This window comes from Cupriavidus sp. JZ107, from assembly GCF_053903255.1.
On the sequence record NZ_CP096481.1, the window covers coordinates 1,600,011 to 1,623,442 of the forward strand.

General features: G+C 64.5%; 18 protein-coding genes. 10 read left to right on the forward strand and 8 right to left on the reverse strand.

The genetic code is table 11. The annotated features are described in order from the left end of the window. Positions 1-107: 107 nt before the first annotated feature. The 8 genes from M1D55_RS16660 to tssJ form a co-directional block, all read right to left on the reverse strand. Positions 108-647: a PoNe immunity protein domain-containing protein gene (locus tag M1D55_RS16660; protein ID WP_456282651.1), complete on the reverse strand. Its 540-nt coding sequence runs from the start codon at positions 645-647 to the stop codon at positions 108-110. Beyond that, on the reverse strand, positions 584-988 hold the full coding sequence (locus M1D55_RS16665) for a hypothetical protein (protein ID WP_456282652.1): 405 nt from the start codon (positions 986-988) through the stop codon (positions 584-586). Before M1D55_RS16665 ends, M1D55_RS16660 begins: the two co-directional genes overlap by 64 nt. Positions 989-1,150: 162 nt before the next feature. After that, positions 1,151-2,203: a PoNe immunity protein domain-containing protein gene (locus M1D55_RS16670; protein WP_082928280.1), complete on the reverse strand. Its 1,053-nt coding sequence runs from the start codon at positions 2,201-2,203 to the stop codon at positions 1,151-1,153. A 9-nt stretch (positions 2,204-2,212) separates the two neighbouring features. Further along, on the reverse strand, positions 2,213-3,628 hold the full coding sequence (locus M1D55_RS16675; RefSeq protein WP_456282653.1) for a hypothetical protein: 1,416 nt from the start codon (positions 3,626-3,628) through the stop codon (positions 2,213-2,215). Beyond that, entirely contained in the window at positions 3,625-6,624 is a 3,000-nt protein-coding gene (locus M1D55_RS16680) for a type VI secretion system Vgr family protein (RefSeq protein ID WP_456282654.1), read from the reverse strand. The genes M1D55_RS16675 and M1D55_RS16680 overlap by 4 nt, the downstream gene beginning before the upstream one ends. Positions 6,625-6,708: 84 nt before the next feature. Further along, on the reverse strand, positions 6,709-7,500 hold the full coding sequence (icmH, locus tag M1D55_RS16685; protein WP_456282655.1) for a type IVB secretion system protein IcmH/DotU: 792 nt from the start codon (positions 7,498-7,500) through the stop codon (positions 6,709-6,711). Beyond that, entirely contained in the window at positions 7,497-8,843 is a 1,347-nt protein-coding gene (gene tssK, locus M1D55_RS16690) for a type VI secretion system baseplate subunit TssK (protein ID WP_006578249.1), read from the reverse strand. Before tssK ends, icmH begins: the two co-directional genes overlap by 4 nt. An 81-nt stretch (positions 8,844-8,924) precedes the next feature. Then, positions 8,925-9,554: a type VI secretion system lipoprotein TssJ gene (gene tssJ, locus M1D55_RS16695; protein ID WP_064573450.1), complete on the reverse strand. Its 630-nt coding sequence runs from the start codon at positions 9,552-9,554 to the stop codon at positions 8,925-8,927. Positions 9,555-9,856: 302 nt separating this feature from the next. Here tssJ and M1D55_RS16700 point away from each other — a divergent pair, with 302 nt between their 5' ends. The 10 genes from M1D55_RS16700 (at position 9,857) to M1D55_RS16745 (ending at position 23,408) form a co-directional block, all read left to right on the forward strand. Then, entirely contained in the window at positions 9,857-10,495 is a 639-nt protein-coding gene (locus tag M1D55_RS16700; RefSeq protein WP_064573452.1) for an outer membrane protein assembly factor BamD, read from the forward strand. A gap of 66 nt (positions 10,496-10,561) precedes the next feature. Continuing rightward, positions 10,562-11,083 carry a type VI secretion system contractile sheath small subunit gene (gene tssB / locus M1D55_RS16705; protein WP_006577976.1) on the forward strand — a complete coding sequence of 174 codons (522 nt, stop codon included), beginning with the start codon at positions 10,562-10,564 and terminating at the stop codon, positions 11,081-11,083. Beyond that, complete coding sequence (gene tssC, locus M1D55_RS16710) at positions 11,076-12,563, forward strand: type VI secretion system contractile sheath large subunit (RefSeq protein ID WP_006577977.1); 1,488 nt, start codon at positions 11,076-11,078, stop codon at positions 12,561-12,563. The genes tssB and tssC overlap by 8 nt, the downstream gene beginning before the upstream one ends. 97 nt (positions 12,564-12,660) lie before the next feature. Beyond that, positions 12,661-13,164 (forward strand): Hcp family type VI secretion system effector, encoded by a 504-nt coding sequence (locus M1D55_RS16715; RefSeq protein WP_006577978.1) that lies wholly within the window; start codon positions 12,661-12,663, stop codon positions 13,162-13,164. A 107-nt stretch (positions 13,165-13,271) separates the two neighbouring features. Continuing rightward, a complete protein-coding gene (gene tssE / locus M1D55_RS16720; protein ID WP_023263644.1) occupies positions 13,272-13,745 on the forward strand; it encodes a type VI secretion system baseplate subunit TssE in 474 nt (157 codons plus the stop codon). A gap of 126 nt (positions 13,746-13,871) precedes the next feature. Beyond that, positions 13,872-15,725: a type VI secretion system baseplate subunit TssF gene (gene tssF, locus M1D55_RS16725; protein ID WP_456282656.1), complete on the forward strand. Its 1,854-nt coding sequence runs from the start codon at positions 13,872-13,874 to the stop codon at positions 15,723-15,725. After that, positions 15,689-16,882, forward strand: a complete 1,194-nt coding sequence (gene tssG / locus M1D55_RS16730) for a type VI secretion system baseplate subunit TssG (RefSeq protein WP_456282657.1) — start codon at positions 15,689-15,691, stop codon at positions 16,880-16,882. Before tssF ends, tssG begins: the two co-directional genes overlap by 37 nt. Before the next feature lie 20 nt (positions 16,883-16,902). Further along, positions 16,903-19,635, forward strand: coding sequence for a type VI secretion system ATPase TssH (tssH, locus tag M1D55_RS16735; protein WP_456282658.1), 2,733 nt, complete (start codon positions 16,903-16,905; stop codon positions 19,633-19,635). 54 nt (positions 19,636-19,689) lie between these two features. Then, the gene (locus M1D55_RS16740) at positions 19,690-22,473 is read left to right on the forward strand and encodes a type VI secretion system Vgr family protein (protein WP_456282659.1); all 2,784 of its coding nucleotides are present in this window, start codon (positions 19,690-19,692) and stop codon (positions 22,471-22,473) included. A gap of 2 nt (positions 22,474-22,475) precedes the next feature. Next, complete coding sequence (locus M1D55_RS16745) at positions 22,476-23,408, forward strand: DUF4123 domain-containing protein (protein WP_456282660.1); 933 nt, start codon at positions 22,476-22,478, stop codon at positions 23,406-23,408. The last annotated feature ends 24 nt before the right edge of the window (positions 23,409-23,432 follow it).

Genomic DNA, 23,432 nt, shown 5'->3' on the forward strand with positions numbered 1-23,432 from the left:
TTGAAACTTATAGGTTTCAAATCGCATCAATGGTTCGCGACGTCTCGCAAAGTCGTCGTCTGACGCCTTCCATTGAAACCAACGCTTCCAGTCAGGATGATTGGCATTCATATATCTGTCTCATTGAACACCATTATTTCCATTGCTCCGAAAAGCGCCTGCGGGAGCATCCTGACAGGCTGGATCCTGACGGGGGTCATCTGAGCCCGCCGGCCAGCACTGCGACCCTGGTCCGCACCGCATCGCAAGGCTGTGGTTTCACCACTGTCTTGTAGCCCTATGTTTGCCTTTGCCCAAGCAACCAGATCCTTCGGGTAGTAGAGGAAGGAGTGCAGGCTTGTGTCGTCCTCGATGCCAAGCAGTAAAACAGCAGCGCCTGCTTCGAAGGACCAGTAGCCGTAGTAGCCGGCCTGGCTCGAAGACTTGTGCGTGTCGTGCCATGGCGCAGCGGCTAGATCTTTGTACCATCGCTTCAGGAACTTTTGTAGTTCCTTGAGTGCCGCGACATTGTCGTCCGTCGACATCGCGTCGGCCAGTGTTGCGAAAGGTTTTGTGGCGAGCAGAACATCGCACTCGTAGCGGTCTAATGGCGCGTAGGCAAGGAACTCCTCGATGACAAAGTCCAAAGGCTGATTAGCCCAATACATGGGCAGTATCCATCGAACGAGCCAATATCAAAACCGATGGCATTAGGATCACGCTCATACTTTCGTAATTGTTTTGTGGCGCGCTCGTATGCAGCCACTACGTGCTCCAGTTCTTGACGGAGCGGATCGATCGCCTCTCCAGCGGTGTACCGTAACGTTAGCTTGTCGAAGATGTGCTGGGCGGCCATGCGGTAGAAAATCAACCAACCTTCCGCTTCGTTCCTTCCCGAGCCGGCTGGTGCAGCTTCAAGCAGTTCGATGACTTCGGTGAGGTCCTTGCAAGCAGATTGATAACCTTCTTCGCTCGAGAACTGCTGACGCCGCTTATCGTTAAACTGCATACGTAATGCCTTTGCTTCGACAGGCACTGCCGCGCAAGCACAAGCGGTTGTCGACAAATTCCGTAGTCCCATGCTTGCAAAAGTCCCTGGCGACGAATGTGTGCATGGTGCTACGGACCGTCAGCAAGCTCTGCGGCCTGATACGCGCTGACGTGCTGATGCTTACAGTTTCGGGTCGGATTGATCGACATCCCACTGCCAGAATGTCGTGCCGTACTGAGAGCCTTCGATATTGGGAAACGTGTCGCCTTGTTGAAAGTGACGGCGCGACCTCGACAATGCTGGCGTGAACCACCATCCCGTCCTCGGAACCGTATCTCCAGCGGCAAAGGATTTCCGTGCAATATCGGAAGGTGGTCCAGCGTTTTCACTTCGTGCGTAGTCCACCCAGTCTCTGGGGTAGAACGACATATCACGATAGCTGGAATCATCGATATCAAGCACGACTGTAGTTGCAGCGGCCTCCCAAGACCAATAGCCGTAGAACGATACGTCTGCTTCACCATGCTGATCGACATAAGGTTCTCTGCGGCTGGCGTGATACCACTCGTTGAGATACTTCGCCATTAGAGCAGGGCGTTCGCTCGGCGAAGCATCGAAGACCTTGAATAGTTTGCGGTATGGAAGATGACGAGTCGCTTCGCTTGGCGGAGGGCCACGGTCGGCAACGAAGGGGGCGACCAATCGTTCAATCAGTCCATCGCGTACACCCATGTCCTCATTGCCATAGTCGAGGAAGGCCATGACGCGCGGCATGTCGCGCCCGAATCCGCTGAGAATACCGAAGCAAACCATGCGAAGGGCGACTATCCAGTATTCCTCGTCGCGTAGCGTCGCGTGTGGTGTGACGTAGTTGTCTGCATCGGGAGAGGCGTGGTAGTCCGCGTGGAACTGACCGTACTCTTCTGCCCAACGAATGGCGTGTGGCCATGCATCTGCGATGTGTGAAACAGGGGCCCCTGAAGAGTACAACAGACTCATCCAGTCCAGGATGTCCCAAAGACGCCGCCGCGTCGAAGTCATCAGCCCGTCAGGTTTGGACTTCGCGATATATTTCGGAAGATCAATGGTGACGGAAGCCAATCCGCCTAAATGATTTTTAAATTGAAACTCATAGGTTTCATATCGCATCAGGGGTTCGCGACGCCCCGCAAAGTCGCCTTCTGACGCTTTCCATTGGAACCAACGCTTCCAGTCGGGCTGATTGCTATTCATAATCGATATTCACTCGGCAAGCAGTGTGGTAGGCAACACGAACTCGGTTGCGATCTGATGTGATGTGGTTGCCTTACAACACCGGGGACTCACTGCTCCTGTCGCTGTTTTGTGCTTGTTATGGTTTGGGCCGACGACCGTAATGAGGCTTCGGTCATAGGGACATCTGGCCAACGTCCGACTTATCTCACCATCTTCGAACGTCGTTTGCGCCGAGATCTTGAAGCCAGCCCTTTCCCATTCCTGAATCGATGCTACTAGCGCCCTCGAATGTGCAGCAGAGATACGAGCGCTGGAAATCTTTCTGGCAATCCAACGATGGCTTAGTTGTCTACCGTCTCCTACCGTGTTGCCGACGGCGTTTCGGACTCTGGTTGTCTTGTCCTCGCCGAGATATGCATCCAAGCCATATCTCAATCCAGCCCAGACTGATTCGGCCGTTTCCAGCTTACCGTGAAAGCCAGCGGTCGTTCCCTTGGTATCGCTAATACGGTATTTGAACGGAAGCCTTTCCGAATGCCACACATGGTCAATGCCACGGTGTCCCGGCTGTGTCATTTCGTACAAGACACCGCTATTGCTAACTTTGGCGCGAGATCTCTGCCGCTTTACATAGTAATAATCCGAGATGTGTTCACCAGAGACGCCAGTGTATGAACGCGACTGCTTTGCTCGCTGGCTTTGCCGCTGCGTTGCCGTCGCCTGCCCAGCTCGCGGTGCAGCCGTGCCAGACGTTGTCGTCTTTACCGTAGCTGGAGCGCGAGATTGTGGCGTGGGATTGCGGGGCGCACGCGGAGCGGCTGGAACGTGAGCCGTGGTGCTCGGAAGCGGCTGCATCATCGCCTGCTGGTGTGCCCGACGCAGCGTGTCCATTGCCTCATTGATTTTCTGCGCCGCCATTCGCTTCAAAGAATTGAGCTGGGCGACCAACCGGCGGACGCCGTCGCGTCCCATCACCCATTCAACTACGTGGCGGTCAAGGACATTGATGAGTCCGCTGAGAATGTCGTCGACATTGCGTGTCAATTCCCGGGTGTAGGAAGCCCAGTTCAGATTGCGAAACCAGTTCTCGATATTGCCTCGCACAGAGCGGGGCAGCGAGTCGAGGATACGCCCCATTGCTTTGCCGTTACGCAGAGCCTTGAACACATTCTTCAAGGCGTCGCCAATTCCGGGGACAAGCGCGATAAGGCTGAGTACCAGTTCGATCCAGTTGTCCGTGCTGCGTGCATTGCGGGTGAGGAGCCAAATGCATCGCAGGATGTTGTACGCATCGACGGCTTGTCCAACAAACGGGATGCAACCGAGCACTGTGGTGACGATCATTTGTGCAATGGAATCGCCGCGACCTTCGACGACTTCGCCCACCCAGGTCAGAATCTCACCGAGGGTATCTTGCTGGGCCCGCTGAATGGCGCTGCTCATGCGGCACCTTCTTCAGCGCTGGCTTCCCCGAGCATGATTTCCTTGTGGTCATCACTGCTGTCTTCGTCCATTACCGGAGTTTCCACTTCGCCCTCGTATTCGTAGTCGTTAATCATGTCTTCGAATTCGTCCAAGCCTTCGTCCATCGCCGCAATCTCGTCAGGGAAGTAGTTATCCTCCAGATATTCCTTTTCTTGGGCGATGTAGCGATCCAGTGCAGCCTTGGCATCCTCCGGGGATGCCGGGGCGAAGCCCTTCAAGGTATTGGGGGCGCGATCATCGACGCTAAACGGCTCTCGGGAGTCGTAGCCAAAAAACACCGTGCCGGATGCCGGCGGATTATCGATGCGCGCGTATCCTTGCTCATCTAGATTGCCGCTCAGTGTCGTGCCGTCAGCGAAGGCTATCCGGTAAGGGGCGCCCACAACCGGCTTCATATCGTCGTAGCGGTAATACAGCTCCAGGGCGTTTGTCGATGTCACTGCGCCAAACGGCAGTGCGGGTATCTCCGCCGCGTTGGAAGCGCCCGCAGAAAATGGGTGACCCGCTCCCTTGACCTCAAATATCCCCGGCGTTTCGAACGTAATCGTGCCGCCATCAAGCACGATACGAGACTCAGCGCCATGCAGCACGACTTTCTGCTGTGCCAACAGTTCGACCGCCTCATTCGACGAAGTCACCACCACTTCCTTGTCCGCCAAAATCGACATCGCGCCGCCATGCGCCTGCACCGACAGCGGTCCGTTAGCGGCAACGGCCTTCAAGCCATTACGCTGCACGAACAGCGACACGCCTTGGGCCGCTGCCATCGCGATGGTCTTGCCGGCGGTCAGCTGCCAGTCCGATTGCACGGTGCCGTGCAGGTGTCGGCCCGAATAGACCGCAGTGGTTTCCTGACTGGCGACCGCGATGGAAGTTGGCGCCTCCGCCACCAACAGCGGCTCGGCAAATCGCTCAACCGGCTTGCCGTCCGGCTGCTTGGCGTCCTGGCCGTTGACAGTGTCGGCGTAGTGCCCGTCCTGCTCAGGCTCGACCATCGTCAGCAGTGGTTCGAACAGCTCGTTAGCAGCCAGGGACAGGGCGGTCTGCGTCTGCGCGGCGGTCGACAGGCGGTCGGCGGTGCGTTGCGCGCCCTTGAGCAGCGCGATCGCCTCGGGCATGCCCATCACGGTGCCGGTGGCGCGCGGACGAGCGGTGGTCGATAGCAGTAGGCCTTGGCCGGCGCGCACCACCGCCCACGCATCGCTGCGCAGCTCAGCCCCGGTGCCCCGCCACGGTCCGCGCTGCGCATCCTGCGGGTCCTGAGCGACCAGATAGCCCAGATTCAATTGGGTCTGCGCCGCGGAGCTGGCCAGCCGCATGCGCAGCCGGCCCTTGAAGTCGTCGACGACCCACTGGTTATAACCATCGCCGCCCAGGCCGCGGGTATGCCAGCCGGACAGCATCGCAGCGAGCGGCTTGTCGTCGTTGGCCCAGGGCGGGGTGTCCTGCTCGTTGTGCAGCTGCATCGCGGCCAGCGGCCGGTCGATGTCGCCGTCGAGGAAGGTCAGCAGCAGTTCGGTGCCGACGCGCGGCAGGTGGTGCGTGCCCCAGTTGGGGCCCGCCATGGCGCCGGCGACGCGGACCCAGGCGGTGACCTGGGTCAGGTCATCAGAGCCGGGATCGGTGAAGGCCGCGGCTTGGCCCGCCTGGCCGGTTTGGTCAGCCGGGGCAGGGGCCCGCAGCCACGGAAAGCGAACGCGCACGCGATGATCGCGATCGGTGTGAAGGGGCGTCTCGCCCTCGGCAATGACGATCGCGGTCTGGCCTTCCGGGGCGGTCGGCTTGGCGCGGAAGCGCGGCACGATCGGGGCATCGGCCCGCACCGCTTCGAGCGTGTTGCGATAGCCGCCAGCCTCGATGTCGGTGGTGCCGAGCAGCTTGGCGACATCGGCGCCGAGGTTGTTGGCCGCCTCGTGGCGCACCGACAGCGCGACGAACTCGTCGCCGTCAGCTGCGAAATGTTCGGTCAGGGCAAAGCGCTGACCGGCGCCCAACTGACGCACGGTACCGGCGCCGTCGAAGCGGACAAAGCCGCTTTCCTCGGCCTGCATGCGCAGTTGTGCCGCACGGTCGGCGGTCGCCGCATCGGGATAGCGATAGGGCCCCAGCGCGTCGAACGATTCCAGCGTGGGCCACTCGCCAGGCACCGCCGCGGCATTGGCCTGCGCCGAGGCGGCGGTCAGCGTCTTGTAGTCCCAGGACGAGACGGTGACGGCATTGGGCCCGACGCTGTGCCGCGTGGACCAGACCGTCATCGTGTCCGATTCCTCGGTCATGTCGGCACGATGGAAGCGGATGCTCGCTTGGGGGCAGGGCGGGCGTTCGGCATCGTTGTCGAACACCACCAGACGATGGCGAGCCCGGCTGCCTTCCGGTTTGTCGTCTTCGCCCTGCAGGTGCTCGAAGCGGTAGGACAGGCCTTCCTCGGCCAGCAGCCGCTGCACGAAGTCGAAATCGCTCTCGCGGTACTGGGCGCAGATCGAGCGGCGCCGCAGCGGCTGTGAGACGGTGAACTGGAAGTTGGCGGCCGGATAGTCGCGGAAGACTTCCTCGACGATCTCCTGGGCGTTCTTGTCCTGATAGACGTAGCAGTCGACGCGGCCGCGCAGGCGCTCGAGCCACGGCGCCACGGTGAGCCGGTAACGGGCCAGGCCGCCGTCGCCGCCCATTGCCGCGCAATCGACGACGAAGCCGTGCCAGGCGCGATAGCGGCCATCGGCCAGCATCAGCCGCAGCGTGATCTCCTGGCGCGCCAGCTCGACCGTATCGAGATGCGCCGACGGCGACAGGCAGTCGATCTCGATGGCGAAGGGCCGCGAGACCGCCTCGATCGCGGTAAAGCGCTCCACGATGAGGTTTGCTTCGCGAAGCGGGGTGTCGAGCGCGATCTGCCTCGTGCCCTGGCCGAGCAGCGTGGCAAGTACGGCCGACGGCAGCGACGTGGTGGGCATCATGGCAACCTTGGCGAAGTGGTGGTTGGCGTCCGGCGTTGGGGCGCTGTCAGGGCAGGGCCGTCCGATGATCGATGGACGTCGGCCTTACGGCAGGGAAATCGTCAGATGCGAGAAGCGCGGACCGAGCTTGATCACCTGCGAGTACTCCTGCATCGCATCGTTGGTCTGCTTGTTCAGCACCGACGACAGGCCGAGGAATCCCAGCAGCGCGATCAGCGCGAACACGGCGCCGAAGATCCATAGCGGCGTCTCGCGCTTGAGCGTGTGCGCGATCTTGTCGGGTAGCGGCCAGTGTGGGGCGAACGGCGCGCGCTTGCCCTTGATCGCGGCGATCTCGTCGCCGAGCCGAGCCGTCAGGTAGGACAGCTTCTCCGGTCCTTCGAGGATGTATTTGCCGCGGAATCCCAGCAGCAGGCACATGTGAAAGACTTCCAGCGCCTGCAGGCGCGGGGCGCCCTGCGCGCGCAGGGCCTCGAGCTTGGTGAAGAAGGTCTCGCCGGCGAGTTGCTCGCCGAACAGCACCAGTTGCAGCGGGCGACGTTCCCAATCGGCACGGATCGCAAAGTCCGAGGCGAGGATGGTCTCGTCGATCGCCGCGCAGAACGCGTATTTGGCGTCGAAGACATCGTCGGCCGACACGTTGAGGCGTTTGGCGCCACGGTCGAACTCGTCGAGAAACCCGCGTACCTTGGCAAGGAAGTTCTCGGCGCTGTCGGGCGGCTGGCCATTGCGCAGCAGGAACAGCATGAAGAAGCCGTCGTACAGCAGATCGAGCAGCGTGCGCGCGTGGCGCGAGGCGTCGCCCGAATCGGCAAAGGTGCTGGCCGCGCCGGCGGGGGCGTCGCCAAACAGCGAGGGCATCGAAGTGGAGCTCATGAGGTCACCGCGATCAGTTCAAGTTGAAGTTCCCGGATACCGGCCGGCGTATAGATGGTGATCGTGCCCGCCTGCAGCATGCGTTCGTACAACGGCCCGCGCGCCTCGACGGCGAAATAGCAGGCGCCGGGGCGCACCGGGATGGCCGGCGGCACCTGCGGCGTATAGGTCAGCGGTACGCCGGGCATCGACGACAGCACCAGCTTGTCGACGTCGTCGGGCGCACCGACCTTGAAGCGCGCGGGAATCGCATCGACGAGTTCGACGGTCGGCATGTCGGCCGATACGGACAGGTAGAAGCGGGTCTTGTCGTCGATCTTGCCGGAATCCAGGCGGCCCAGATGGAAGGATGGCCGCGATTCGTCGAGCGCAATCGCGAAATAGCGCGTGGAAATGACGGTATCGAGCAGCTCGCGCACCATCGTGTCCAGTTGCGCGAAGACCTTGCCCGGATTGCCGTGGTCGTAGACCGGCAGGTCGGCCAGCGAGTACGACTTGGAGAAGGTCATCAACGCGCCGGCGAGGCGCAGCAATTCCTGGAACAGCCGTTCGGGATGGACTTCGGGATGGTGATACAGGTGCGACAGCGCGGCGAACGAGGCATTGGCCGTATGCAGCAGCCAGAACGACGCGATATCGCCGGAGCGGAATTCGATGATGTTCTTGGTCGGCTCGCGATGGAAGCCGTACAGCGCATTGACCTTGGCCTGCAGCGCATCGAGCAGTCGGCGCAGCCGTTGATACAGCACGGCCGATGCGTTGATGGCCAGGCTTGGCGCGACAAAATTCTCGTCCAGTTCGAAACCGCCGGTGGCCGTGCGGCGCACGCGGACGATCGGCAGCGAAATATATTGGTCGCGCGGTTCCGAATCGGCGACCAGCTTGACCGCCTTCTTCAGATAGGTGATCGATGCCGGTTCTGCTTCGGTAAACAGATCGGCGGTGTCGCGCTGGTGGCCGACGAAGCGGGAAGAGGGCGAGCCTTCGCTGGCTTCGCGGTAGTTGCCGCCGAAATCGCGCAGCGGATAGAGCGCGAGATGGAACGTCGATTCCGAAACGCCGGCCGGCAGATTGGCCAGGGCAAGCGGCGCCGGCAGCTCGTCCGATTGCGGCGCGCAATACCATTCGCCGTCGGGAAAGAACAGCGACAGTTCGCTGATGCGCAGAATGCCGCTGGCGAGTGCGTCGGTATCGAAGCGGGCGTGGCGCACCCCCCAGGCGTAGGGTTGGATCGCCTGCGCGGTGGCGTGCAGCCGCGCCTCGTGATAGGCGTCCTGCTGCTGGAAATGCTGCGGGCGAAGGAATAGACCTTCGCCCCAGAGGATCTTGGCGGAATCGCTCACAATTAGCCTTGTATAGCCTTGTTGTCTTTCTTGTCCCGATCGGCGCGGCCGCGGGCAATGGATGCCATCATGGCTGCGCTCTCACGCCCGGCAACTGGTCGGCGACAGCAGGTTCAGCGAGGACCGCGGCACGCCATCGCTGGGCGTCAGCGGCTCGCCCGCGGTCAGCGTCATCGCGCAGGCATGCAGGCCGATCGTGATACCGGACTTCTCTCCCTTTGCTGCATCGAAGGCGAATTTCCAGCGCTGCGGCGCCGGACTGCGGAACAAGGCGACCACGCCGATCGCACCCGCTTCGCGCGAGACTTTTTCCATCACGTCATAACGCTGACCCGGAATCAGCGTGATTTCGCGAACGTTGACCAATTCGGAACCGAGCACCTGTTTTTCCCGCGCCGGATCGACAAAGGCGTCGAAGGGCGCCTGCATAAAGGCGGTCGATTCCTTTAAGGTGTAAACCCGTACCACCAATGCCGCGGCGCGGTTGTCATTGGCCGCATTCAGGTTATTGCCGGCATAAAGCCGCAATGGTACCTGCCGCGGCGGCTTTTGCGCATCCGGTACGTTGGTAGGCTTGATTCCCAACGCTTCCAGCGCTCCACCGGCTGCGCCGGCCAGGACTTGCGTACCAACGGAGCATGACGCCAGCGTGACGACGGCCAGCCCGGCCAGAGCTATCCGGGGTTTTATAAAGAATTGTAAAAAAGTCATACAAATCGGATTCTTCTTATTGGCCTGTGCTATATGGCGGGCGACCCTGACGTCTGGCGGCGGTGTTATGTAATGGCTTGCACAACGATGCATTGCCGCGCGAAAACCAGAGTTCAGTTTCATTTAATTCACTGTCTGGAACCTACCCTCGGTATGGTTGTCAGCGGCGACGCGCAGAGTGTACTATTGCGCGCCGATTGGGCCAATATCGCTTACCAATCAATTACTCCGCTTTGTTTTATCCAGCGCGGAGAAGGCATTGAACAATACGTCAACAACAAAGCCACGCGACGGTCAGAGCCATGATCCCTTTTCGCTTTTCACGATCTTTTGCAATTGCCATTGGTGCCGCCGCATTGTTTTCCGGTTGCGCCTCCACAGGGAGCACCTCGGGTCCGCAATCGGAAGAGGCATTCACGCAAAGCATGGCGCAGGCCGACGCGGCCCTGAAGGGTGGCCAGCGTGAACAGGCGGTGAGCCTGTACGAAGAGATCGCGAAGGCGAACCCCGCTCGCCAGGAGCCGTGGTCGCAGATCGCGCAGATCCAGTACGCCGACGAGAAATATCCGCAGGCCATCCTCGCTGCCGAAGAGGCACTGCAGCGCGACAGCAACGATCGCAAGGCCAAGAGCATCCTGGCCGTCAGCGGCCTGCGCGTAGCGCGCCGCTCGGTGATGGAGCTGCGCGACGACAGCGCGCTGGCAGGGGACGTGCGCACCGATGCGCAGGTACTGGCCAAGATGCTGCGCGAAACGCTGGGCGAGCAGGTGCTGTTCCCCGAGGAAAAGAAGCCGCCGGTGCGCAAGCGTCCGGTCGCGCGTCCGGCGCCGCGCGCCAAGGCCGCGCCCGCCGAACAGGCGGCTCCGGCCGCTCCGGCCGCCGCTCCGGCGGCCACCAATGCCGGTACCGGTTCCGCCGATCCGTTCGGCGCGCTGCGCTGATCCACGGCCAGGCACCCACGTCCCGAACACCCCGACAAACACGACCGGAACAACCGGAGAATCCGCATGGCCAAGAAGGAAAGCGTGCAGAAGCGTCTGCAGAAGGTGCGTCCGCCCCGGGTGCAGCTCACCTATGACGTCGAGAAGGGCGACGCCATCGAGCAGAAGGAATTGCCCTTCGTCGTCGGCGTGGTAGCGGACCTGTCCGGCCAGTCGGAAGTCGCGTTGCCCAAGCTGCGCGACCGCAAGTTCGTCAATATCGATCGGGACAACTTCGACGACGTGATGTCGGCGGTCGAGCCGCGCGCGGCTTTTCAGGTCCCCAACAAGCTGTCCGAGGATGGCGGCAAGTTCGGCGTCGACCTGAAATTCCGCTCGCTCGACGATTTCAGCCCGGAAGCCGTGGTCGACCAGATCGAGCCGCTGCGCAAGCTGCTCGAGGCCCGCTCGAAGCTGGCCGACCTGCGCAACAAGCTCGCCGGCAACGACAAGCTCGAAGATCTGCTTAGCGAAGTGCTCACCAATACCGAGAAGCTGCAGCAGCTCGGCCATGGCGGCAAGGAACCGAAGGGTGGTCAGGATGCCTGAGACGCAAGCCGCAGTCGCCGCGCAGGCGGCGCCCGTTGCCAATGCCAGCCTGCTCGACGAGATCGTCGAGCAGAGTCGTGTCGCCAAGTCCGACGCCGAACACGCGCGCGCCAAGGACATCATCGGCGAGCTGGTCAAGGAAGTGCTGGACGGCACCGTGGTGGTGTCGGACAACCTGTCGGCGACGCTCGATGCCCGCGTGGCCGAGCTGGACCGCCTGATCTCGGCGCAGTTGAGCGCCGTGATGCACGCACCGGAATTCCAGAAGCTGGAAAGCACCTGGCGCGGCATGTCGTACCTGGTCAAGGAAACGCAGACCGGCACGATGATTAAGATCAAGGCGCTGAATGCGACCAAGCGCGACCTGGTGCGCGACTTCAAGACCGCGATCGATTTCGACCAGAGCGCGCTGTTCAAGAAGGTCTACGAGGAAGAGTTCGGCACCTTCGGCGGCGCACCGTTCGGCGCGCTGATCGGCGACTATGAGATCACGCGCCAGCCGGAAGACATCTACTTCATCGAGCAGATGTCGCACGTCGCCTCGGCCGCGCATGCGCCGTTCATCGCCTCGGCCTCGCCGGAGCTGTTCGGGCTGGAGTCGTTCGCCGACCTGGGCAAGCCGCGTGACCTGGCCAAGGTGTTCGACACTGTCGAATACGCCAAGTGGAAGTCGTTCCGCGAGTCCGAGGATTCGCGCTACGTCGGCCTGACGATGCCGCGCTTCCTGGGCCGTCTGCCGTACAACCCGAAGGACGGCACCACGGTCGAGGGCTTCAACTTCGTCGAGGACGTCGACGGCACCGACCACAGCAAGTACCTGTGGTGCAACGCCGCCTGGGCCTTCGGCGCGCGGCTGACCGCGGCGTTCGAGGACTTCGGCTGGTGCGCGGCGATTCGCGGCGTCGAGGGTGGCGGCCTGGTGGAAGACCTGCCGACCCACACCTTCAAGACCGACGACGGCGAGATCGCGCTCAAGTGCCCGACCGAGATCGCGATCACCGACCGCCGCGAGAAGGAGCTCAGCGACCTGGGCTTCATCCCGCTGGTCCATTGCAAGAATTCCGACTACGCGGCCTTCTTCGCCGCGCAGTCGGTGCAGAAGCCGAAGAAGTACAACACCGACAGCGCCAATGCCAACGCGGTGCTGTCCGCCCAGCTGCAGTACATCTTCTCGGTCTCGCGCGTCGCTCATTACCTGAAGGCGATGATGCGCGACAAGATCGGCAGCTTTGCTTCGGCCCAGAACGTTGAAAGCTTCCTTAACCGCTGGATCTCGCAATACGTTCTGCTGGACGACAACGCCAGCCAGGAGCAGAAGGCGCAGTTCCCGCTGCGCGAGGCGTCGATCCAGGTTTCCGAAATCCCGGGCAAGCCCGGCGCTTACCGTTCGGTAGCCTTCCTGCGTCCGCATTTCCAACTCGACGAGCTGTCGATTTCGCTGCGCCTGGTCGCCGACCTGCCGCAGGCCGCCAACTCGTAACCGGTTGCCGTCGGTGCCGGCATTGTGCCGGCGTCCGACGGCCGAGGCAGCAGTACTTTCTAAGGCGAAACAAAGCCACTATCTCATCGAGGGTCTCATGAAGGATATCTACGTCAAGTTCGGTAATCCCGCCATCAAGGGTGAATCCCAGGACAAGGACCACAAGGACTGGATCGAAGTCCTCAGCTGGGAGCACAACATCAAGCAGCCGCGTTCGGCGACCGCTTCGACCGCTGGCGGTCACACCGCCGAGCGCTGCGAGCACGGCGAAATGATCTTTACCAAGGACATGGACGTGGTGAGCCCGCTGCTGTATCAGCACGCGTCGGGCGGCACGACCTTCGACGAGGTCACGATCGACTTCATGCGCGCGGACGGCGAAGGCAAGCGCGTCAAGTACCTGGAAATCAAGCTGAAGAACGCGATCCTGGGCGCGGTGGATGCGAAGGTCGCGGCCGAAGGCCTGCCGACCGACAAGTTCTCGCTGAAGTACGCCGCGGTGCAGTGGAAGTACACCCAGCAGAAGATCGGCGGCAACCAGGGCGGCAACTCGCAGGGCGCCTGGAGCCTGACCAAGAACGACAAGACCTACTCGGTCTGATGCCGTTCCTTGGGGGCGATGCTGGCCGATGATCGGTTGAAGCGAATGCCGGCATCCTGGCGATTCGGCGCGGCAACGCGCGGGTTGCCGGGGTGCCGGCGCTTGCCATGAAAGGTTTCGAACCGAGTCTGCTCGACAAGCTGTTCGACGACGAGCCCCACGCGCCGCTGCCCACCGCGATGCGGCAGCTGACGCTCGAGGAGCTGAAGTCGACGGTGGCGCGCGACATCGAGGCGTTGCTCAATACGCGCATCGTGATCGACGAAGCGCAGTTGAGCGGCCTGCCGGAGTGCAAGCGTTCGCTGCTGACGTACGGGCTCAATGATTTCGCCGGGCTCAGTCTGGCCAGCTACTACGACCGCAACTACATCTGCCAGTCGCTGACCAAGGCCATCGAGCGCCACGAGCCGCGGCTGCGCAATGTCACCGTGTCGCTGGATGTCAGCGAGCGCAACACCAATGCGTTGTGCTTCGGCATCACCGCCATGCTGCTGGTGGGGCCGGCGCGGGAGCCAGTGAGCTTCGATGCGTTGCTGCAGCCGTCGACGCTGCAGTACTCGGTGACGCGCGGACGAACCTGACAGGGCAGGCGCATGGTCCTTGACCCATGAACGGGTCCATGCACGGATCCATGAACGGGTCATTGTCCCAATCCATGCCCGAGCCAATCCAACCCGCCACCGCCACGCACCGACCGCCGAGCAGCCATGGAAGAGCTACTGCCTTACTACGAGCGTGAACTGGCCTACCTGCGCCGGTATTCGCGCGACTTCGCCGAGCGATATCCGAAGATCGCGGGGCGGCTCGCCATGTCGGCCGACGGTTGCGACGATCCGCACGTCGAGCGGATGGTCGAGTCCTTCGCCTTCCTGACGGCGCGCATCAGCAAGAAGCTCGACGACGACTACCCGGAACTGACCGAAGCGCTGCTGGAGGTCATGTATCCGCATTACCTGCGGCCGTTTCCGTCCTGCTCCATCGCGCACTTCGACGTCCGTGGCGCGGCCGCGCAGTTGTCCGCGCCGATGACGGTGCCGCGCGGCACGATGCTGAGCACGCGGCCGGTCAACCGGGTCGAATGCCGCTTTCGTACCGCGTACGACGTGACGTTTGCCCCGGTCCGCATTGCCGAGGCCAGCTATCGGGGCGCGGCGGTGGCGCCGGCCGCCACCGTGCTGCCCAAGGGCGCAACCGGTGCATTGACGGTCTCGCTCGAATACCAGGGCGAGCGGGGCGGTTTCGACACGCTGGCGCTCGATACGCTGCGGGTCTATCTGGACGGCGAGCCGTCCTTCGTCGCCGCGCTCGGCGACGCGCTGTTCCTGCATACCGCGGCAGCGTATCTCGAAGGCCCGAGGCCTGGCGTCTGGCAGCGGCTGTCCGCCGTGCCGCTGCGCGAGGTGGGTTTTGCCCCCGACGAGGCGCTGATCGACACGCCGGCGCGCTCGCATCCCGCCTACCGGCTGCTGTCCGAACACTTCGCCTTCGCCGAGAAATTCAACTTCGTCGACATCGACCTGGCGGCACTGCGGCGCGCGCTGGGGCCGGCCGGCGGCAACACCCGGCGCCTGCAGCTGCATCTGGTGATGACGGACATCCGCAGCGACTCGCACACCGCGCGCCTGCTGGAGAGCCTGCAGGCCGAGCATCTGCGGCTGCATTGCACACCGGTGGTCAACCTGTTCGCACAGAAGGCCGACCCGATCCGCATCGAGCATACGGCCAGCGCCTATCCGGTGGTGGCCGACGGCCGCCGCGCGCACGGCTACGACATCTATTCGATCGACCGCGTTCATCTGGTGCGCGAGACCGCCAATGGCAACGACGTGATCGAATTCCGGCCGTTCTATTCGCTGCACCACGCCGACGATCCGAACCGCGCTGGCCATTTCTGGCTGGCGCGGCGCGACGAGCTGGTGGCGCGCCGCAGTCCCGGCTACGAAACCGAGATCTCGATCGTCGACCTGGATTTCGATCCGGCGCAGCCGCAGACCGATACGCTGAGCATCGACGTCACCTGCACCAATCGCGATCTGCCGGCCAGCCTGTCGTTCGGCCATGCCGACGGCGATCTGACGATGGAAGGCACATCGATCGCGCGGCAGATCACGTTCCTGCGCAAGCCGACGCCGTCGCTGCGGCTGCCGGGCGGCCGCGCGGCGCAATGGCGCCTGATCTCGCTGCTGGCGCTGAACCATCTGTCGCTGGTGCAGGACGGCCTGCCGGCGCTCAAGGAGATGCTGCGCCTGCATGACCTGGCCCGCAGCGGCATCTCGGCGCGGCAGATCGAAGGCATCGTCGGACTGGACTATCAGCCCACCACCCAGTGGCTGGCCGGCAAGCCGTTCGCGACGTTCGTGCGCGGCCTGCAAGTCCGCCTGACGCTGGACGAGGAAGCCTTTGTCGGCACCGGCCTGCACCGCTTCATCCGCGTGATGGACCATTTCTTCGGTCTGTACGTCCATCTGAACAGCTTCGTGCAGCTCGTCGCCGTCTCGCGCCGCACCGGCAAGGAATTGATCCAATGCGCTCCCCGAAGCGGCGAATCGATCCTGGTGTGATACGGCGGCTGCTGCGGCAGCCGTATCGCTTCCAGTTCTTCCAGGCGGTGCGGCTGCTGCAGATTCAGTTCGCCCGTCAGGGCCGGGCGCAGGGCGATGCCAATGGCGGCGTGCATGGCGCGGCCAACGGCGTGGCGAATCGCACGGTGAACGGGGCAGTGAACGGCAATGCCATCGCGCGCGTCGCCGACACTCCCGAGCACCAGCTCGCCACGCGCGTGCGCTTTCCCAACGCGCTGTCGCTGTCATTCCCGGCCAGCGAAATCGTGCAGATCGAGGCGGGTAGCCTCGCCAAGGAGGCGCTCGACAGCGATGCCGGCTTCGCCGAGGCGCTGGCACAACGCCCGCTCGACGACGTGGTCGTGACGCCGGCCTTCTTCGGCATGCTGGGCGGGCAGGGCGCGCTGCCGCTGCACTACACCGAAGTGGTGGCCGAGCGCGAGACAATGCGCCGCGACGGCGCTGCGCGCGCCTTCTTCGATATCTTCTCGAACCGCGCCGCCGCGCTGTTCTATCTGGCGTGGAAGAAATACCGGCTGCCGTTCCAGCACGAGGTCGACCGCACTCGCCACTACCTGCCGCTGCTGCTGTCGCTGGCCGGCGTCGCCGATGCGGGCGTCCGCCGCGGCCTGCACGAGACGCCGGGGACCATCCACGACGAAGCGGTCGCCGGCTATGCGACGGCAGTGCGGCATCGGCCGATGTCGGCGTCGTATCTGCAGCAGGTGCTGGCCGACTATTTCCGCGTGCCGTTCCGCGTCGAGCAGTTCGTCGGCGGCTGGTATCGGGTGCCGCCGTCGCAGTGGTCGCGGCTGGGCGGCGTCAATAACGTGCTCGGCGCCACCGCGCTGGCCGGTCAGCGGGTCTGGCAGCGCGATCTGCGGGTGCGCGTCTGGATCGGGCCGCTGGCGCGCGAGCAGTACCGCGCCTTCCTGCCCGGCGCCGAGGGCGCGCTGGCGCTTCGCAAGATGCTGACCGTGCTGGGCGGCGCCACGCTCGAATACGAAGTCAAACCGATCCTGCGCCGGCAGGACGTGACCGGGTCCCGGCTCGGCGCCGCAGGCAGCGGCCATGTCGGCTGGGACACCTTCCTCGTTTCGCGACCCGCCACGCAGGATCGCAGCGACGCGCATTACACGCTGTCGCCCATTCATTGATAGACCGGAGCCGAGCCATCATGGCCACCCCCTTGAAGACGCTGATCGCCAAGCTCAATGCCACCAGCCGGCAGGCCGCCGAACGGGCCGCCTCGCTGTGCATGGCGCGCGGCCACTATGAGGTCGACCTGGAGCATCTGTTCCTGGCGCTGCTGGAGAATCCCCGCAGCGACGTGTCGGTCGCGGCCAGGGCGAGCGGCATCGATCCGGCCGCGCTGCAAAGCGATCTGGACAGGGAGCTGGGCCGCTTCCAGACCGGCAATGGGCGCACGCCGGCGTTCTCGCCGTGGCTGCCGAAGCTGTTCGAGCATGCCTGGCTGATCGCCTCGCTCGATTCGCAGACCACGCGCATCCGCTCCGGCCATCTGCTGCTGGCGCTGCTGACCGAGCCGAGCCTGGCGCCGCTGGCCGAGCGCGGCTCCAAACGTTTCGGCCAGTTCCCGGTCGAGCGCCTCAAGCATGAACTGGCCGTCTTGACCAAGGGCTCGGAAGAGGCCGAGCAGGCCGTGGCGTTCGCGGACGCCGGCGCCGCGGCGGCCGACGAGCCCTTGGGGCAGGGCGCGCTGTCGAAGACCCCGGCGCTGGACCAGTACACCGTCGACCTGACCGCCGCCGCGCGCGACGGCCGCATCGATCCGGTGATCGGCCGCGACGCCGAGATCCGCCAGATGATCGACATCCTGATGCGCCGCCGGCAGAACAACCCGATCCTGACCGGCGAGGCCGGCGTCGGCAAGACCGCGGTGGTCGAAGGGCTGGCGTTGCGCATCGCTGCCGATGACGTGCCGCCGCCGCTGCGCGGCGTTGCACTGCGTACGCTGGACATGGGCCTGCTGCAGGCCGGCGCCAGCGTCAAGGGCGAATTCGAGAACCGGCTGCGCAATGTGATCGACGAGGTCAAGCGCAGCCCGCAGCCGATCATCCTGTTCATCGACGAGGCCCACACCATCATCGGGGCGGGCGGGCAGGCCGGCCAGAACGACGCCGCCAATCTGCTGAAGCCCGCGCTGGCGCGCGGCGAGCTGCGTACGATCGCGGCCACGACCTGGGCCGAATACAAGAAGTACTTCGAGAAGGATGCCGCGCTGGCGCGGCGCTTCCAGGTCGTCAAGGTCGAGGAGCCGGACGAAGCGCTGGCCTCGGCGATGCTGCGCGGCATGGTCGGCCTGATGGAGCGGCACTTCGACGTGCGCGTGCTCGACGAGGCGATCACCGAGGCGGTGCGGTTGTCGCACCGCTATATCAGCGGCCGGCAATTGCCGGACAAGGCCGTCAGCGTGCTCGACACCGCCTGCGCCAAGGTCGCGCTGGCGCAGAGCGCCACGCCTGCCGAGATCGAACAGGACCAGAAGGCGCTGGAGCGCCTGACCGTCGAGATCGGCGCGCTGCAACGCGAGCTGACGACCGGCGGACAGCATCAGGCACGGTTGGCCGAGTTGCAGAAGCAGGAGCAGACGCTGCGCGAGCGCATTGCCGCGGGTAACGAACGGCTCGCACGCGAACGCGAGCTGGTCGAACGGATTGTCGCGCTGCTGCGTTCGCGCGATGCGGGTGCCGGTGAGGCGACCGCCGATAGCGCTGCAGAGGAAGCCGATCCGGTCGCTGCCAACAGCGATATCGCGCCCGCCGCCGGGCGCCGTCGCAAGGCCGCCGCGCCGGCGGCCCCGGCCGACGAACTGTCGCGCCTGAAGGCTGAACTGCGCGAACTGCAGGGGGAAACGCCGCTGGTGCCGATCCAGGTCGACGGCCAGGTCGTTTCCGAGATCGTCTCGGCCTGGACCGGCATTCCGCTGGGCCGCATGGTCAAGGACGAGCTGCACACGGTGATGAACCTGAAGCCGCTGCTCGAGGAGCGCGTGGTCGGCCAGCCGCACGCGCTCGAAGCGGTGGCGCAGCGCGTGCGTACCGCGGCGGCCAATCTGGAGGACCCGCACAAGCCGCGCGGCGTGTTCCTGTTCGTCGGCCCGTCCGGCGTTGGCAAGACCGAGACCGCGCTGGCGCTGGCCGACATCCTGTACGGGGGCGAGCGCAAGCTGATCACCATCAATATGAGCGAGTACCAGGAGGCCCACAGCGTGTCGGGGCTCAAGGGCTCGCCGCCGGGCTATGTCGGCTATGGCGAGGGCGGGGTGCTGACCGAGGCGGTGCGCCGCAACCCGTACAGCGTGGTGCTGCTCGACGAAATCGAGAAGGCGCATCCGGACGTGCTGGAGATGTTCTTCCAGGTCTTCGACAAGGGCTGGATGGAGGACGCCGAGGGCCGGACCATCGACTTCCGCAACACCATCATCATCCTGACCTCGAACGCGGGCTCGGCCTCGATCATGCAGGCCTGCCTCAACAAGTCGGCCGAAGAACTGCCGGACGCCGACGCGCTGACCGAGGCGCTACGCCCGACGCTGTACAAGACCTTCAAGCCGGCGTTTATCGGGCGGACCAAGGTCGTGCCGTACTACCCGATCAGCGACGACACGCTGGTCGAGATCATCGAGCTGAAGCTGCGCCGCATCGGCGAGCGCGTGCAGCAGAACCACCGCGCCGTCTTCGAATGGGATGACGCCGTGACCGAGGCGGTGCTGCAGCGCTGCACCGAGGTCGATACCGGCGCGCACGCGGTCGACCATATCCTGAACGGCACGCTGCTGCCCGAGATCGCGCAGTCCGTGCTGGCGAAGATGGCGCAGGGCGAGGCGATCCAGAAGATCAAGGTCGGCGTCAACAAGAACGGCGGCTTCCGCTACAAGGTCAATTGAGGCCAATTGAATCAATTGAGTCGATTGACACCGTAACTCACAGTCGAGGCAGCGATGGGCGTACTGACCGATATGGCGCATGAACTGGCGGCGCAATTGCGCGCCGCCTTCCGCCAGCACGACCGGCTGCTGCGGCTAGCGACGCCGCTGGGCGACGACGTGCTGCTGGCCGAGCGTCTGCTCGCGCGCGAACAGCTCGATGGCGGTGGTTTTCGTATCGAGCTGTCGGCGCTGTCGGACGACGCGAAGCTCGATCCGGCCGCCTTGCTCGGCCAGCCGGTGCGCATCGATCTGCTGACGCAGCGCAGCCGCGGCAAGCCGCGCGCGTTGCACGGCCATGTGACGGTGTTCGAGCGCGTCGGCGCCAATGGCGGTCTGGCGCGCTACCGGCTCATGATCGAGCCGTGGCTGGCCTTCCTGCGGCATCGGCGCGACAGCTTCCTGTTCCAGGACATGTCGGTGATCGAAGTCGTCGACAGCGTGCTGGGCGACTACCGCGGGCAGGGCAAGCTGGTGCCGGAATGGCGCTGGGCGGTGGCCGACGCCGCGATCTATCCGAAGCGCAGCGTGGTGACGCAGTACGACGAGTCCGACTTCGACTTCGTGACGCGGTTGCTGGCCGAGGAAGGGCTGTTCTACTACTTCGAGCACGAGGCTGCCGATGGCGACGCCCTCGGCCTGCATCGGATGGTGATCGCCGATCGCAACGACGTATTCAAGGACAACGCCCAGGCCAGCATCCGCTTCGGCCGCGCCGATGCGACCGCTTCGGAGGACGTGATCACCGAATGGCAGGGCGAGCGCCAGTGGCAGACCAATGCGGTCGAGCTGGCGACCTGGGACTACCGCACCGCCTCCCTGCGCAGCGCCACGCTGAGCACCCACCACGACAATGGCGAACAGGCCAGCCCGCTGACCGACACCGACTACGTCGGCCAGTACGCGTTCGAGGATGCCGAGCAGGCGCAGCGCATCGCGCGCATCGCGATGGAATCGCTCGAGGTTCGCAACAAGGCCTTCCATGGCGGCGGCACGGTGCGCACGCTGGCGCCGGCGACCACGTTCTCGCTGCTCGATCACTACGAGCACGATGGCGACGAGGACGACGGCCGCCGCTTCGTGGTGCTGTCGGTTACGCACGAGGCCCGCAACAACTTCAACGAGGGATTCGGCCAAGCCTTGCTGGCGATGACGGGCCTGGCGCCGGCCGGCGACAACGAAACGCTGCCGCTGTACCGCAACCGCTTCACCGCCGTGCGCGCGAGCGTGCCATACCGCCCCGCGCTGCGCGGCGACGACGGCCGCCTGCTGCATCCGCGTCCCACCGTGCGCGGCGGCCAGACCGCACTGGTCGTCGGCGACGGCGGTCCTGTCCATACCGATCGGGACCATCGCATCAAGGTGCAATTCCATTGGCAGCGCGGCGGGCGTTCATCCAGCCGCCAATCTCACCCGGCCGGCGACGACAACGCCCGGGCCGAGTCCGCACTGGGCTGCTGGCTGCGCGTTGCCACGCCGGTGGCCGGCGACAACTGGGGCGGCGTCGCGCTGCCGCGCGTTGGCCAGGAAGTGGTGGTCGAGTTCGTCAACGGCGATATCGACCGGCCGGTGGTCGTCGGCGCGGCCTACAACGGCGCCGGCGAGCCTGACGCGCAGATCAACAAGCAACAGGCCGGCGCCGCCAACGCGACCGGCAATGCGCCCGCCTGGTTCGCCGGCGAGGGGCAGAAGGACAAAGCCTACGCGCACAACGCCGTGCTGTCCGGCATCAAGACGCAGGCGCTGACCGCCAGCCAGACCGGCAACGGCGGCTACAACCAGTTGGTGTTCGACGACACCGAGGGCCAGAGCCGCACGCTGCTGTCGACCACGCAGGCCGCGACGTCGCTGACGCTGGGCCACCACCTGTTCCAGCGCGACAACGCCCGCGAGGCGGACCTGGGCCACGGCGCGGCGCTCGCCACCGACGCTTCCGGCAGCGTCCGCGCCGGATCCGGCCTGCTGATCGCCGCCGAAGATGGCAGCGTCACGCAACCGCTGCTGCAGAGCGAACAGGCCGCGACGCAGGTCGAGGACAGCCTGGAGCTCGCCCGCACGCTGGCGCAGCAGGCCGCCAAGCAGAAGGCCGCGCTGCCCGGCGAGCCTGCTGCCGATGCGCTGCCGGCGCTCGAATCGCTGAAGCGCAGCGCGGAGGTGCTGCGTACCGAGGCGAAGGCCGAGGACGGCGGCTCTGCGATTGCCTACAGCAAGCCGCATCTCGTGGTGTCGGGCCCGAAGGGCGTGGCACTGTCGACGCCGGCCGATGCGGTGCTGGTCGCTGGGACCAATGCGACGCTGGTGGCGGGCGAGCATGTCAATCTGGCGGCAGGCGGCAATCTGGCCGTCGCGGTGGCCGATGGCTTGAGCCTGTTTACCGATGGGCAAGGCGGATCGGGTGCGGCCTCCGGAGCGGGTGGCCAAGGTACGCAGACCGCCCAGAAGGGCGGCGACGCCAAAGGCATGGCCCTTCACGCCGCGACCGGCAAGGTCGAAGTCGCCAGCCTGACCGGCGCCAGCCGCTACGCCGCCGAGCGCACCGTGACGATCGCCTCGACGCAGGCCAATGTCACGGTCGAAGGCAAACAGCATGTGCTGCTGAACGCCGCCGGGGCGCAGATTCGCGTGCTGGGCGGGAAGATCGAATTGCACGCGCCCGGGAAGGTGCAGTTCAAGGGGGCGGGGCATCGGTTTGTGGGGCCGGGGGGCGGGGAGGCAAGTACCGACCTTGCCAAGGGCGACCTCAAGGCTTGTCCCACCAAGGACGATGCTGCCGCGGCCAGCGGCAGCGCGGTGCTATAGCCATGGCCATCGATGCGGACCACCTGATCCAGCAAATCGGCACGTCGCTGCAAGCCGACGACAGCCTGCGTGCGTACCTGCTGATCGATCCGATGCTCTACGAGCCGATCGATGCAGAGCGCGTCGAGGCGGCGGCGCTTCAGCGTTGGGACATTCCGATTCGCCGGCCGGGCATCGATCACGACAAACGCCCGTACCTACTGGGGCTGCGAGCGACCGCGGTAGAGATACTGGAAGCCAGCGTTGTCGCATCCATTGCTGAGCTCGAAAACCCGGAACTCGAAAGCACGCGCGGATTTGCCGTCGGTGGCTGGCTGCTGTCCGAAGAATCCGGCGACGCACTGGCCCGGCATTTTGCCAACATCATGTCGCCGATCGAACCGGGGCACGGCATTCGCTATTTCCGTCTCGCAGATCGGCGCGTGCTCGAATGGATGTGGCCGGTGCTCGAGTCCGGCCAGCAGGCGTCGCTGATGCAGCCTATCCGACAATGGCTCGTACTGGATCGGCGTGGTGCCGTAGTGCGGTATGTCGGGCCACCAGTTCCGCTGGCGCCCATTGCCGCAGGAATGCCGCCGCTGCAACTGTCGCAGGCGCAATGGCGTCACGCACACCGCTGTGAAGAGGTTCAGCAGATGCTGCGAGGCTGGCGCGCCTTCGAGGACGAACTGCCGCAAGACTACCTGAAGCAGGCGGACCATGCGGTCGCATCGGCTCGCGGCATCGGTCTTACAGAAAGCGCCGACATCGTGCTGCTCGGCGCCTATCAGCTGATGCTGCATCCCAGATTGACCGAACACTCCCGCATCATCAGGGCGGTCGAAGAGGCCCGCGAGCAAGGCATTCCGCTCGGCATGGCCCTGGAAAAAATCCCCGACCCGGAAGGCTGGGACGCCATCCGGCGCGACCTGGAGCGCGCGGAAGTGCCGGCATAGCGCCGCAGCGTCCGGCTTTCATCC